Genomic DNA, 13678 nt, shown 5'->3' on the forward strand with positions numbered 1-13678 from the left:
ACACCGCGCGCCACCGCTCGAGACACCGAGGCGTCGGGCAGGCTTGGCGTCTCCGCGCGGGGACTCACGACGAACGGCGGGGGCATGGCACGACGCTAGGTCGCGAGCGACGGCGGCACCCCGCCCAGACCCCCGTCCGTGGACAGCTCGCCGAATATCGCCGCTGTGGAGATGCGGTCGGCCCCTCCGTCACGCGAGGGCGCACCCTCGCACAAAAAAGAAGGCGGCATCCTCATGGGGGGTGAGGATGCCGCCGTGCGCGACCCTCCGAATGGGGGGCACTGAGAGATCGCGCACACCCGAATAGATCGCGGGCGACCATGAGCATACGCGCGCCCGATGGGACGCGCCAACAGCAATCGGCGCGTGTCCCCTGCCGCATCCGTCACCAACTAACGGGGGTGGCGCGTCCCTCGCCGCGGGTCGCAGGATGGGACCCGGCGCGTAGGTCGCGCCACCCTCACGGCGCCCGGTGGCGCGGTACGCAAAGGAGCGCACATGAGTAGCCAGATCGACCACCTGTTCTCCGAGGACCGCCGGTTCGCTCCGGATGCGGCCTTCGCCGCCGATGCCGTCGGCACGGCCGCGCTCTACGCCGAGGCGGCCGCCGACCCGGAGGCGTTCTGGGCCGCGCGAGCGCGCGAGTACGTGCACTGGCACCGCCCGTTCACCGAGGTGCTGGACTGGTCGAATCCGCCGTTCGCGACCTGGTTCGCCGACGGCGAGCTTAACGTCGCGTACAACTGCCTCGACCGTCACGTCGAGGCAGGCCACGGCGACCGCGTCGCACTTCTCTGGGAGGGCGAGCCCGGCGATCAGCGACGGGTGACCTACGCGGAACTCACCGACGAGGTAAAGCGGCTCGCGAATCTGCTCACCGAACTCGGCATCGGACAGGGCGACCGGGTGGCGATCTACCTGCCGATGATTCCCGAGGCGGTGGCGTCGATGCTCGCTGTTGCCCGCGTCGGCGCGGTGCACTCGGTCGTCTTCGGCGGATTCTCGGCCGACAGCCTGCGCGCCCGCATCGACGACGCCGGGGCCAAGCTCGTGATCACGGCCGACGGCGGGTATCGGAAGGGCAAGGTCTCGGCGCTGAAGCCGGCGGTCGACCTCGCCCTCGCCGATCGGAACGGCGCCGGCCCCCAGGAGACGGTGGAGCACGTCCTCGTCGTCCGACGCGGCGGCAACGACGTCGACTGGGTCGACGGTCGCGACCTGTGGTGGCACGAGGCGGTGGCCACCGCATCCGCCGACCACATCGCGCAGGCGTTTCCGGCGGAGAACCCGCTGTTCATCCTCTACACCTCGGGCACGACCGGTAAGCCGAAGGGCATCCTGCACACGTCCGGCGGCTACCTCACTCAGGCGGCGTTCACGAACAGCGTGGTGCACGACATCCACCCCGAGTCGGACGTGTACTGGTGCACTGCGGATGTCGGATGGATCACGGGCCACACTTACGTGACCTACGGGCCGCTCGCGAACGGCGCGACGCAGGTGATCTACGAGGGAACGCCCGATTCACCGCATCCGGGACGCTGGTGGGAGATCGTGGAGAAGTACGGCGTGACGGTCCTCTATACGGCCCCCACCGCCATCCGGTCGTTCATGAAGATCGGACGCCAGGTGCCGCAGGAATTCGACCTGTCGAGCCTGCGTCTGCTCGGATCGGTCGGCGAGCCGATCAACCCCGAGGCCTGGGTCTGGTACCGGTCGGTCATCGGCGCGGGAACCGCACCGATCGTCGACACGTGGTGGCAGACCGAAACGGGCGCCATCATGATCTCGGCGCTGCCCGGCGTCACCGAGACGAAGCCCGGGTCGGCGCAGGTGCCGCTGCCCGGGATCTCGGTAGACGTCGTCGACGACACCGGCACGGAGGTCGGCAACGGCAACGGCGGTCTGCTCGTGGTGACGCGTCCGTGGCCGAGCATGCTGCGCGGGATCTGGGGCGACCCCGACCGGTTCGTCGAGACCTACTGGGAGAAGTTCGCGGTTCGCGGGTTCTACTTCGCGGGCGACGGTGCGCGCCTCGACGACGACGGCGACGTCTGGCTGCTCGGTCGCGTCGACGACGTGATGAACGTCTCGGGGCACCGGCTGTCGACCGCCGAAATCGAATCGGCCCTCGTCGGGAACGAGGCCGTCGCCGAGGCGGCCGTCGTCGGCGCCTCGGATGAGACCACCGGCCAGGCGGTCGTCGCTTTTGTATGTATTAAGAACTCGCACGCTGTGAATCCCGATGAACTCGAGGCGTTGATAGTCGAATTACGCGCGTGGGTCGCGCAACAGATCGGCGCGATCGCTCGTCCTCGCGACATCTATATCGTGACCGAACTTCCGAAGACGCGATCCGGAAAGATCATGCGTCGCCTCCTTCGTGACGTTGCGGAGGGGCGCGAGGTCGGCGACACGACGACGTTGGCAGACACGATGGTCATGAGCACGATCAAGGGTCAAGTGAAGAGCAAGTAATCGCGGCGACGTGCGACACGCACTCCCCTCCGTGTCGCACATCGAGTTCGTCATGGACGCCCTCGCGCAGATCGGTGTGGTCCTCCCCGACGCCGACACCGGCAAGCTTGGCGACGCGGCCTCCGCGTGGTCGGAGTTCAGCTCGTCGATCACGAGCGCCAAGGGCGAGCTCAACGGCACCCTCACCAATCTGGCCGGCATGGACATCCCCCAGGCCGGACTGACGGGATGACGTCCCAGCAGCTCGCCGAGCACTTCCAGCCGAAGACACGGACCGACGAGATCCGCGACCTCGTTCAAGGGTCGTACGAGAGGGGCGAAGAGCGCCCCGACCCGGCGCAGCCCGACTACCGTCCCACGACGTTCCAAGCGGACCACATCATTCCTCTTCGAAGGATCGTCGACCTCCGGGGTTTCCGGGACCTCACCTACGAGCAGATGCTCGACATCGTGAACCTCTCCGCGAACTTCTGGGGCATGGGTCCGCGGACCAACGCGTCGACGGGCTCCAAGCCGCTCGAAGCATGGCCAGGGCACCCCGCCTTCGCTCCCATCACGCCGGAGACGCGCGCCATGCTGCGCAGGATCAGCAATGAGGCTCTCGACGCGGTGACCGATGCCATCGACGACTTCCTCGACGGTGCGTGATCGCTCATCGGGCGACGGTGAGCACCTAATGTGGAACGACGAGACGACAGGAGGTACGACGTGCTGGAGACCGTGACGACCGACATCGACGGAGCTCGCGTGAGCGGGAGCGCCATGGGCGAGTTGTCCGCACAAGTCGGCGGCATCATCGAAGCCCTCCGGCCATACCGCGCCGAGTTCCGCGATGGGCTGAGCGTGCAGCTCGGATGGGGGCCCTTCATCCTCCGCCAGGATTCAGAGGACGCCTACACGGTGGTCGCCCCACGATACGAGGATCATGCGGACGGGGAGATCACCGACGACCTGACGCTCGCGCTGTGGACGCTCGTGGGGCAGACTCTCGTCCTGTCGATGGCGGAGATCGATGAGCCGACCCCGACGAACTTCGACCAGGACGTGATCATCGCCAACCGGGCGATCGACGCCGAGCGCTGGACCCTGTCACGCAGCGCGCCTCGCCCGCACGACAGCGGGTGGTACATGGACGTCTACCCCACTCCGCCCGGCGAGGCACTGCCGCCCGGGGAGATGACCCGCTATCCCGCCGCGCAGCTCCTGCAGCTGAAGAAGCACGCGGTTCGCGCGCTCTTCCTCCCGCCCGGCGTCGCCGCCGTGGTCAATGACCAGGGCATGGAAGCGGTCTTCCGCGAGGCCGACTTCTCGATCCTGGCTCAGGGGCCGTTGTGAACGGCGACCACGGATGACGAGTGCGAATCGCGTCACGATCGACCATCGCGTGACCGGAGTGAACATCCGCGCGACCGTTCGTGACGACATGGTGGCGTCCGCCGTCGCTGCGCTCGACCTGTTCGAGCGCGACACGGTGATCGGTGGTGCGTCCATCGACCTGGGGTGGGCGCCCATCAGACTGCGCGAGGTCGAGGACGGTCTCATCGCCGTCGCACCGAACTTCCGGTCGATGTTCCCGCGCCGTCGCGTGAGCGAGGACCTCACGGACGCACTCTGGATTCGGGCGATGCAGGACGACTTCCACGAGCGCAGCGGTCTCCCGCTCGGGCCTCCGACGAACTTCGACAACTCGATCTACCAGATCGAGGGGGCATGGCAGGCCGACACCGTCTGTATCCGATGTGAGGAACTCGACGGCTCCCCCTTCTCGGGATGGCTCGTCGACGTAGCCGTCCCGCCGCAGCCGGCGTCGGACGTGGACGCGGGCGACATCGCGAAGGCGTACACCGTGTTCCTTGAGAGGCCGGCACTCCTCGCGACCCTCAACCTTCCGCCGGGATTCGTCGTCGTCGCTGACAAGAGCGTCGTCCTCGCCGTGCACGACGAGTCCGGTCGAGTCGCCTACGACGGCCTTTCGCCGATCCCACCCTTCCCTGACCGCCCGACGCGAGGATCTAACGTGACCGACCCACACCCGAACGACCGACTCTCCGCGGTAGCCGAGGAGCTCTTCGCTCAGCTCGCTCCCGACGCCGAGCTCCGCACCATCCCTCTCGAGGACGGCGCGGGCGTGTGCGTCGTCCACACCGTTCGCGGTGGCGGGAAGATCTACGTCGCGCCCGACGAGAGCGTGCTCTTCGTGGGCTCGGCGATGGACTTCGATGCCGGCCTCGCCGCATTCCGCGCCGGCACCCGCACCCCGCCGGAGAAGTCTCCGCCCGAAGTCCTGACACGTCACCCCTCTGCGTGCGGGATGGAAAGGCAATGAGCGATGCACAGACCTCTGGGAGCACCCGTCCATGACTGACGCGCAGCCCCGCTGGGCGACCGCGAAGGACCTCAGGGCGTTCTCCGATGAGACATCGCCGCGGATCGTCGAGCTGCTCGAGACACTGCAGCCTGTTCTTCCCGCACCTGAACGACGGGGCGCCAAGACAGCTGCGAGGTCGTTCTCGTTCACGAGGGAAGTCAAGCTCACCGAACTCACGTCGATCGTCGCCTATCTGGCTGCGTACGGTGAGTTCGACCACCTGAACAGCATTGCGATGACGGTAGCGCCGACCCCTTTCACAGGCAACGAGACCGTGTACGAGCCGGTCAGGCGTATCGTTCACGCCGCCTACTACTTCGCAGCCCGACGCGCTGACTCCTCGACCACAGGGACTCTCCAGCCGTATCTCTTCGTCCCGGCGGACTTCACCCGATCCCCGACCTACCTCGCAGGATGGTCGCTACGGCGGTTGCTGGACATGCCCGTCGAAGAAGCAGCGACGTACAGCAAGCACCCGGTGCGCTACCACGCCGAAATGATCGTGCTGGATCTTCTCGACCTCGCCTCGATCTCGGTCTGCGGCGGGTCGTCCACATGGACACCGGAACGAATCGATGCACAGGTCGACAAGACCATCGCGGGCCTCTTCGCCGTTCCCGGGTACGCTCCCCCTGCACCCTGAGTCACCTCCGTCCGATCGATCTCTGAAGGAGAAACCATGCCTCTCACCGTGGATCCCACCGTCGACAACGCCGGTGGAGCGTACGTTCCGCCGAACTTCCCGTCGGCTCTCGCGGATGCCGGATACTGCGGTCGGTCGTTCAACCAGGGGCTCATCCGCTTTCACGACGCGACGAGCGGCCCGGAGTTCACCGAGATGGTCCGGGAGGCGTTCCCGGAGATCGTCGACCCCGACGCCGGCGTGGTCGCGTTCGACTGGATGGGACGCCAGCTGGTGAGCCTCCGCACCCGCGCCGAGGACGGCACCTGGGACGAACTGCTCATCCACATCGCCGACCTCGGCACCGGCACGCTCTACGAGGCCGCCACCCCGGCCGAGTTCGGCGCGGCGCTCCAGAACGGAGCGATCGAGGAAGCACTCGACGCGCAGACCTTCACCGAATGGCGCGCGGCGAACGGAGTCCCCACGGCCACGCTAGGGTTCGACGAGTGCATCGAGTACGACGTCCCTCTCTTCCTGGGCGGCGACGACACCATCCAGAACATGGGTGTCACCGACACGAGCGTCCTCTGGACGGTCGTCGGCCAGGTGCGCGCCCAGTCACGGGACCTCCCCGAAGGCTCCCCGGTCGCGGTCACGCCTCCTTCGGAGGGGTAGGGGGATTCCGATGACCGACGACACATCGAAGACGATCCAGAGCGAGATCGCTCGCACCTTCATAGCCGCCATCGAGGGCGAATGGGAGCGTGGCGTCATCTCGTACGTCGAGGTCGGTGGGACTGGAACCGCCGAGAACTGGGTGTCTCGTTCGGGCGGATCAACTGAGCGGATCCGGCTTCTCAATTCGACACTTGATGCGTTCTCGAACCTTCGAGAGATCATGTACCAGCCGACACGCGGCGCCTGGTTCTCCGCCCGGGTCGAGGTCGCACCATCGGGTGGTTTCGAATTCACCTTCAACTACGACAACCGGGTCTTCATCCCGTTGGACGACGATGGGGACTTTCTCGAACCGGTCGCGCCCCAGGACGACCTCCTGAAGGACGACTCCTACGTCCGCGACCTCGAGCAGTTCCCTCGCGACGAGCAGTTCATCCCGGAGTGGTACCCGAGAGAGAACGCACCCGCACCGATCGCCGACCCCGTCGATTACTTCGCCGACGCGCTCAACCGAACCGTCACCCCGTTGCGCCTCGAGAAGCGTCTTGCGGATGCCTCCCCGGTCTGGGCGTCGATGATCTCTGAGATTCACGCCGCCGTTCCTCAGCAGATCGCGACACTCACCGACGAGTTCTCCGCGGAGCTCGTCGACCCCGGCCTGTCCTGGGCGAAGGCGATCTGGATCCTGAATGGACCCCTGCAGACCATCACGGGCGAACCGGTCGACCGCCACATGTGGCAGAAGTCCCTCCCGAACCTCCTCGACCTCTACCGAGCGGTCAAGACACTCCCGACCGACGCCCGGGACGGACTCGTCCTCGAGCTCGAGACCTTCCCCGACTACACCACTGTGCCCGCCACCGCGCCCGACACAACCGTCCGGATGCTGTGGGACACCAACACCTTCGGAAAGACCGAACACACGGAGCTGCTCAGCATTCTCACCCAGGTGGTCAACGAGACCGCCAGCGCCGTGGCGACTAATGACGCCCTCAACCGCTTCGACGTCACGGTCCCGCCGCCCGGCGTCGTCGGAGACAGCCGTGGTTGGTGAGCCCGAAGCGTTACGCCGAATCTCCGACCTCGCACCCCAGCTTCGACTTCGTTCACGCCCCGGGCCACCAGTGGCGTGAATCCGTCGGATAACCGCAGCAACCGCAACAACCGACGCCCGTGAGAGCCCGAGGTCCCCGCCCATGACATCGACACCGACCCCATCGCGAGCGTTCAGCACCCCGGTGAAGCACGGCGATGTCGCGGCCATCCAAGCGCTCGCGTCCGAAGGCGTCCCACTCGACGACCTCGTCGACGCGCTCCCCCGTCATCAGTGCACCCCGCTCACCCTCGCCGCAGAGGTGAAGAAGATCGAGAGCGTCACGGCGCTTCTCGACGCCGGTGCCGGTATCGACGCGGCAGACCCGATGGGGCGCACTCCCCTCGAGGCTGCCCTGTTCGCGGGCGGTAACCGCGATCGCCCGCTCACCATCGCCATCGTCGAGGAACTCGTCGCGCGTGGGGCGACTGTGACAGATCGAGCGCTCGATCGTGTGCGGAACACCTACGACGCCTACGGCTCGCCGGCATACCCCGCGTCGCTGATCGAGAAGCTCGAGCAAGCGACCCAGAAAGGATCGGCACAATGACGGGCACACTCGAGCACGTTCGCTCGTTCTTCCCTGACGGAACCATCTCGCAGCCCATCGGGGAAGTCGACCGATGACCGACATTGAACCACCCAAGTGGGAGTCCGCAAAAGATCTCAAGGCGTTCTCCGACAAAACGTCCCCTCGCGTCGTCGAGCTCCTCGACACGTCAGACATCCCCGTTCCCCGACCCGTCCATCAACGGGCAAAGAGTACGGCGAAGTCCTTCTCCTTCACTCGTGAAGTGAAGCTCGGCGAACTCGTCGAGGTCGTGTCGTTCCTGGCAGCCTATGGTCGGTACCACCGCCTCGACGCGCTTGCCCGAACCGTCGCCCGCACGCCACACACCGGGAACTCGACGCTCTACGAGCCCATCCGGAACATCGTCCATACGGCGACCTACTTCGCGAAGCGGCGCCACGACGCTTCGACGATGGAGGCGCTCGATCCCCATCTGTTCGTTCCCGCCGACTTCACACGCCCTGCCGGATACCTCACCGGAGAACACCTGCAGAACTGGCTGGACCTGCCGGCCGAGAAGGCTGAGGAAGCCAGGGCACTCCCCGCTTCGTATCACGCGGGAATGATCGCCGACGACCTTCTGACCCTCGCCTCGATCTCGGTCTGCGGCGGCTCGTCCGTATGGACCCCCGATCGGATCGACGCGCAGGTCGACAGAATCATCGCGGGCGTCTTCGCCGTCCGCGGCTACGCTCCCCCGACATCCTGAGTCCCCGTTCGGTCCCGACAGCAAGAGAGAAGCGATGCTCGACGACAACCTCATGACACGTCAGTCCGATATCGCACGCCTCTTCTTCGGGAAGGCTGACGGTGATTGGGACCGGGCGATCGCTTGGTACTGCACAGTCGGCTCGACCGGCCGCACGCGGAATCTCGTCTATCGCAGCGACGGTTCCGTTGATCAGATCAGGCGTTTGGCTGGTGTTCTCAGTGGCCCGTTCACATCCCTTCGTGAGGCGATGTATCAACCCGGCCGAGGAACATGGCTCTCGGCGCATGTAGAAATCGCGCCGTCTGGCAGCTTCGAATTCGTCTTCAACTACGACGCTCGCGTCTACCTCAATGTGGGGGGCGGGGACTTCTTCACGCCGGTTCCGCCGAGCCATGACGCGCTCACCGACGACGAGTACGCGCTCGACCTCGAGCGCTTCCCTCGGGACGAAAAATTCATCCCCGACTGGTACCCGCGCCAGGTCACGCCTCCGCGGATAGGCAACTCGACCGGGTACTTCGCCAACGCCCTCAACCGGACCGTGACGCCAATGCCCTTCGAGGCCCATCTCTCCGAATCCTCCCCCGCGTGGGCGTCGCTCATCGCCGACATCCACGCCGCCGTACCCCAGCAGATCGCCACCCTCACCGACGAGTTCTCCGCCGAACTCGTCGACCCCGACCTCACCGAAGCAAAAGCACTCTGGATCCTCGACGGTCCCTTACAGACGATCACCAACGGGCCGCTCGACCGCCACGTCTTCAATCGGTCCCTCCCGAACCTCCTCCACCTCTACCAAACCCTCAAATCGCTCCCCATCGAGAAGCAACGAGAACTCGAGATCGACGAGCTCCCCGACTACTCGACGGTTCCCGACACCGCACCCGGCGCCACCGTCCGCGACCTCTACGGCAGCAACAGCCTCGTCAAGACCGGCAACCCCGACGAGGACGACCAACTCGACCTCCTCCTCCAAGCCGTCCACGAAACCGCCGGAGCCATCGCCACCCTCGACGCTCTCGAGCGCTTCACCGTGACGCCTCCCCGGCCGTCGACGGGAGCGGCCGACCGATGACCGGACACGACTCCACGATGTGGGCGACCAAGGCCGAGCTCAAGGCGTTCTCCGCCGAGGTCTCGCCCCGCATCACCAAGCTGCTGGAAACGTCGGCCCTTCCCCTGCCCGCCGCCGTTCACAAACGAGCCGTCAGAGCAGCGAAGTCGTTCTCATTCACCCGAGAGGTGAAACTCGCTGAACTCGATGAGGTCGTCGCGTTTCTCGCGACGTACGGCCAGTTCGATCGCCTCAACGAAATCGCGCTTGCGGTGGCCCCCACGCCCCACACCGGGAACGCGACGATCTACGAACCCGTCCGGGAGATCATTCACACCGCCGCCTACTTTGCCGACCGACGTGTTGACGCGACGACGCTGCGAGCTCTGGATCCGTCCGTATTCGTCCCAGCCGACTTCACACGACCACCCGGCTATCTGCGCGGCGGCCAGCTCCGGGGCATGCTCGAAATGCCGGCAGATGAAGCCGTGAAGTACGACGTCCTTCCAGCCTCGTACCACGCCGGAAGCATCGCCACTGACCTCCTCGTTCTTGCCTCGATCTCCGTCTGCGGCGGCTCCAGCACCTGGACACCGGAGCGCATCGACGCGCAGGTCAAGAAGAACATCGCCGGCGTTCACGCCGTCCCCGGCTACGCTCCCCCGACATCCTGAGCCCCCGTTCGATCCCGACAGCATGAGAGAAACGATGCTCGACGACAACCTCATGACACGTCAGTCCGAAATCACACGCCTCTCCGGTGGCGCGCGGACGATGGATATCTTCATGATGTCGTCCGCCCCTTCCTCGCGGACCTTTCCACCATCGTGCGGACTCTGGCCCTCGAGTGGGACGCCCTCAACAGCACCATCAGCAGCACGGCGATCGCCAAGGCGACCCGGAGCTCATCCCTTTCTCCTGGCCGCGGCTCGGCGCGGTCACCTGGCTCCGCGACGGCACGCATTCCATCCCCGATACGGTGGCAGGCGCCTCGATCGAGCGCGTGGACGGCGGCACTCTGCTGACGGTGGACGGGCCTCACGGTCCCTCGCTCCGCGTGGATGATGTACTGGCGGTGTACAGGAAGCTGATCGACGGCGGGCATACCGGCCCACTCGTGACGGGCTGAGCGCAGATGGACGACGAGGGGAACACAACGTGAGCGCGGATGACGAAGAACGACTGACAGCGGTCGGGCACCGCTACTTCGCGCAACTCGCGCCCGACGCAGAACTCCGCACGATCCCTCTGGACAACGACGCTGGCGTCTGCGTCGCACACACCGTGCGGGGCGGCGGCAAGATCTACGTCGCGCCGGACGAGAGCGTTCTCTTCGTCGCCTCGACGATGGATTTCGAAACCGGTCTCGCCGCGTTCCTCGCCGGAACCCGCACCCCACCGGAGAAGTTCGTCCTCCGGACGTCCTGAACACCGAGCCCATCGACATCCCGAGAGAAGGACGTACCTGATGCGAGAAACCCCGTCGCGACCGTTCCTCGGTCCCGTCTCCGTCGGCGATGTAGAAGGAATCCGGGACGTCGCGTCGCAGGGGGTCGAGATCAACGGCGCCATGAACATCGGCAAGCCTCGACACGACTACTCCCCGCTCACTCTCGCGATCGAACGCGGCGACCTCGAGAGCGTGCGGACCCTCATCGACGTCGACGCCGACCCCAACGCCGTCGACCCCATGGGCCGCACCCCACTCAGGGCCGCCCTGACGACGGTCAAGCTCGGCACCGGTCCCTCCGTCGAGGCGATCTGTCTCGCCCTGATCGACGGTGGAGCGCACGTGACCCCCGACGTCGTCGAACGCGCCCACGACTCCTTCAACTGGATGGGCGAATCGATGTACTCAGCGGAGTTCCTCGCCAGGCTCACGGAGCTCGGCGCGTCGGGCACCACCTCGGACAACGACGACGGATGACGCGGTGCCCGACACCGTGAAAATCCCCGAAACGATCGACCGCTCCTGCACGACGAAACCGGCCATTCCATTACCGACTGAGGACTCACCGTGACCGACCCCCTCCCGAACGACCCTCTCAAGACGCTGCTGCCTGGAGAACCTGCACAGCCGGAGGTCATCGAGCGCTACAGGGGGGTCGTGCCTGAGGAGCTGGTCAATGTGTGGGAGACCCACGGGTTTGGCACCACAGTCGGCGGATTCGTGCGGTTCGTGGACCCCAGGTCCCTGACGGACATCGTCGAGGAGACGTTCGAGCGGAGTGCCGGAGCTGTGCCTCTCTTCTCGACCGCGCTCGGTGACATCGGCGTGCTCCGTGACGGCGCCGTCGAGTTGCTGAAGTACCGCCGCGGACGGGTAGACATCCTCACCGTCCGCCCGGCCCGGCTCCTCACATACCTCGGCAGCCCGATGCGCCGAGAACACGCCGACTATCTCGACTGGAACCCGTACCCGCAGGCGGTCGAGAGACTAGGAATCCCATTGGCGGACGAGTGCTTCGGCTTCACCCCTCTGCTCGTCCTCGGAGGCCCGGAGGACGCCGACCATCTGACGACCGTGTCGTTGAGAGAGCACATCCTCTTCGTCACGCAGGTCGCCGGCCCGCTCTACTGACGGCGACCCCGCCTCGACGGGCCGCGGAGATTCTGGTCGATAGTATTGCGCGCCCATGCCAACGGGGGGATTCCGATGACGACGCCGACAGCCATCGCGCCGAACGGGAGGTACGGACCGCCGGCACCGCTGGCCGACAAGCCTCGACTCCTCGAGGAGCTTCGCGCCGCCCGGACTCCTCAGGAGTACCTCGCCGCTTCGCTCGAGTTGTTCAAGATCGGTGACTTCACATCGACGTCGATCCTCTTCGACCTGGTCGCCGAGGTGCGCGACCCCGGGTTCACCGCCTCGGCCCTGCGCGTCCTCCAGTCGGCCTGCACTCATGACGATCTTCGCCGCCCCGAAGACCGAGAGGAGCTCGACGGATCCCCGTTCTCGGGATGGCTCGTCGACGTGGCCGTCCCGCCACAGCCCGCGTCGGATGTGGACTCGGCACACATCGCCAAGGCCTACACGGTGTTCCTCGAGCGGCCGGCCCTCCTCGCGACCGTCAACCTGCCGCCGGGGTTCGTCGTCGTGGCGGACAGGAACACCGTGCTCGCCGTGCACGACGACTCCGGTCGAATCGTCTACGACGGCCCGTTCGCCGAATCCACCCTTCCCTGACCACGCCGAGGAGGGGATTCCTAGGCTGTCGACGACGCGACGTTTTCTACGGTCTCCGCGTCAGTGGGTTCGGGCGGGCTCCCGATGCTGATCCCGCGACCGTCTCGTGAGTGTTCGACGGACGCGAGAGGATGAATCGTATGACGGTGGAAGCGACGAACCGGTGGGGGCTCCTCTTCCAGGCGTTCTGGGGAGCGCGCGAGGAAGACTCCGTCACGGTCGCTCGCCGGCTGATCGACACCCTCGCGGCTCTCGACGGGTTCCGAGACGCGATCGGTGGGCGCTGGGTCGACGCTTCCGGCCACGATGTGGAACGCACGACTCAGGCGGCCGAGGATCTCGTCGCCCGGAGCGTTCCGAGCTCGATCGACGGGAGGATCTTCGCAGAGCAGGGATTCAGTGTCGTACTCGTTCTCGTACCCGCCGGGGAATCGTCATTCGAGTCGCGTTCGACCATCCGTCTCACGATCGCTGCGGGATCGGCCGTCACACCCCGGCGGAATTTTCACAACACGGTCTTCGTCGACGGCACATCGCTCTTTCCCGAACAGGAGACGTTCCCGCTCTGGCCCGCTGCCTTCGCCGGCCTCGTGGGGGCGTGGCAACCTGAGCACGCCGCGCTGCTGTCGAAGGAACAGCGCCGAGTGAACGACCAGCTCGTGCCCCACGTCGATGAGCCGTGGATCGGCGCGATCACCTACCTGAGCGATCGGGCGGGCTCGTTCCCGGTTCCGTCGGTCCCGGCCCGGGTGGACATCCTCCCGGACGGAGCAATGCTGTCGCTCGAACCCGACTCACCCGACGACGCGGTAGCGGGTTCTTCCGTTCTAGCAGTCCTGGAGGCGGCGTCGTCCGACGACTGGAAGGCGCGGATCCCCCTCGACTCCGGCGAAGCCGACCGATGACCGAGCA

At 66.2% G+C, this 13678-nt stretch carries 18 protein-coding genes; all 18 read left to right on the top strand.

All coding sequences use genetic code 11. The annotated features are described in order from the left end of the window. Positions 1-498 precede the first annotated feature (498 nt). The 18 genes from acs (at position 499) to LMI96_RS11675 (ending at position 13671) form a co-directional block, all read left to right on the top strand. Positions 499-2478, top strand: a complete 1980-nt coding sequence (gene acs, locus LMI96_RS11590) for an acetate--CoA ligase (RefSeq protein WP_228361576.1) — start codon at positions 499-501, stop codon at positions 2476-2478. 31 nt (positions 2479-2509) lie between these two features. Next, entirely contained in the window at positions 2510-2710 is a 201-nt protein-coding gene (locus LMI96_RS11595) for a hypothetical protein (RefSeq protein ID WP_228361577.1), read from the top strand. Then, positions 2707-3126 (top strand): hypothetical protein, encoded by a 420-nt coding sequence (locus LMI96_RS11600; protein WP_228361578.1) that lies wholly within the window; start codon positions 2707-2709, stop codon positions 3124-3126. The genes LMI96_RS11595 and LMI96_RS11600 overlap by 4 nt, the downstream gene beginning before the upstream one ends. A gap of 60 nt (positions 3127-3186) precedes the next feature. Continuing rightward, on the top strand, positions 3187-3813 hold the full coding sequence (locus tag LMI96_RS11605) for a hypothetical protein (RefSeq protein WP_228361579.1): 627 nt from the start codon (positions 3187-3189) through the stop codon (positions 3811-3813). Between the two features lie 13 nt (positions 3814-3826). Next, the gene (locus LMI96_RS11610) at positions 3827-4804 is read left to right on the top strand and encodes a hypothetical protein (protein ID WP_228361580.1); all 978 of its coding nucleotides are present in this window, start codon (positions 3827-3829) and stop codon (positions 4802-4804) included. A gap of 31 nt (positions 4805-4835) precedes the next feature. Continuing rightward, positions 4836-5489: a hypothetical protein gene (locus tag LMI96_RS11615; protein WP_228361581.1), complete on the top strand. Its 654-nt coding sequence runs from the start codon at positions 4836-4838 to the stop codon at positions 5487-5489. A gap of 36 nt (positions 5490-5525) precedes the next feature. Then, entirely contained in the window at positions 5526-6146 is a 621-nt protein-coding gene (locus LMI96_RS11620; protein WP_228361582.1) for a DUF1851 domain-containing protein, read from the top strand. Positions 6147-6156: 10 nt separating this feature from the next. Continuing rightward, complete coding sequence (locus tag LMI96_RS11625) at positions 6157-7203, top strand: hypothetical protein (protein ID WP_228361583.1); 1047 nt, start codon at positions 6157-6159, stop codon at positions 7201-7203. Positions 7204-7345: 142 nt separating this feature from the next. After that, positions 7346-7792, top strand: coding sequence for an ankyrin repeat domain-containing protein (locus tag LMI96_RS11630; RefSeq protein ID WP_223722837.1), 447 nt, complete (start codon positions 7346-7348; stop codon positions 7790-7792). A 73-nt stretch (positions 7793-7865) separates the two neighbouring features. Next, a complete protein-coding gene (locus LMI96_RS11635) occupies positions 7866-8522 on the top strand; it encodes a hypothetical protein (RefSeq protein ID WP_228361584.1) in 657 nt (218 codons plus the stop codon). Positions 8523-8556: 34 nt separating this feature from the next. Beyond that, on the top strand, positions 8557-9600 hold the full coding sequence (locus tag LMI96_RS11640; protein WP_228361585.1) for a hypothetical protein: 1044 nt from the start codon (positions 8557-8559) through the stop codon (positions 9598-9600). Positions 9601-9617: 17 nt separating this feature from the next. Further along, positions 9618-10253, top strand: coding sequence for a hypothetical protein (locus tag LMI96_RS11645; RefSeq protein ID WP_228361586.1), 636 nt, complete (start codon positions 9618-9620; stop codon positions 10251-10253). A 173-nt stretch (positions 10254-10426) separates the two neighbouring features. Then, positions 10427-10708 carry a hypothetical protein gene (locus LMI96_RS11650; RefSeq protein WP_228361587.1) on the top strand — a complete coding sequence of 94 codons (282 nt, stop codon included), beginning with the start codon at positions 10427-10429 and terminating at the stop codon, positions 10706-10708. A gap of 29 nt (positions 10709-10737) precedes the next feature. Further along, positions 10738-11007, top strand: a complete 270-nt coding sequence (locus LMI96_RS11655; protein ID WP_228361588.1) for a hypothetical protein — start codon at positions 10738-10740, stop codon at positions 11005-11007. Positions 11008-11047: 40 nt separating this feature from the next. Further along, entirely contained in the window at positions 11048-11506 is a 459-nt protein-coding gene (locus tag LMI96_RS11660) for a hypothetical protein (protein ID WP_228361589.1), read from the top strand. 90 nt (positions 11507-11596) lie between these two features. Beyond that, positions 11597-12160: a T6SS immunity protein Tdi1 domain-containing protein gene (locus LMI96_RS11665; protein ID WP_228361590.1), complete on the top strand. Its 564-nt coding sequence runs from the start codon at positions 11597-11599 to the stop codon at positions 12158-12160. Positions 12161-12235: 75 nt separating this feature from the next. Continuing rightward, entirely contained in the window at positions 12236-12766 is a 531-nt protein-coding gene (imm47, locus tag LMI96_RS11670; protein ID WP_223722829.1) for an Imm47 family immunity protein, read from the top strand. A gap of 140 nt (positions 12767-12906) precedes the next feature. Further along, on the top strand, positions 12907-13671 hold the full coding sequence (locus LMI96_RS11675; RefSeq protein ID WP_228361591.1) for an immunity 52 family protein: 765 nt from the start codon (positions 12907-12909) through the stop codon (positions 13669-13671). The last annotated feature ends 7 nt before the right edge of the window (positions 13672-13678 follow it).

Origin of the sequence: Microbacterium sp. cx-59, from assembly GCF_020805625.1 — a bacterium.
Taxonomy (GTDB): Bacteria; Actinomycetota; Actinomycetes; order Actinomycetales; family Microbacteriaceae; genus Microbacterium.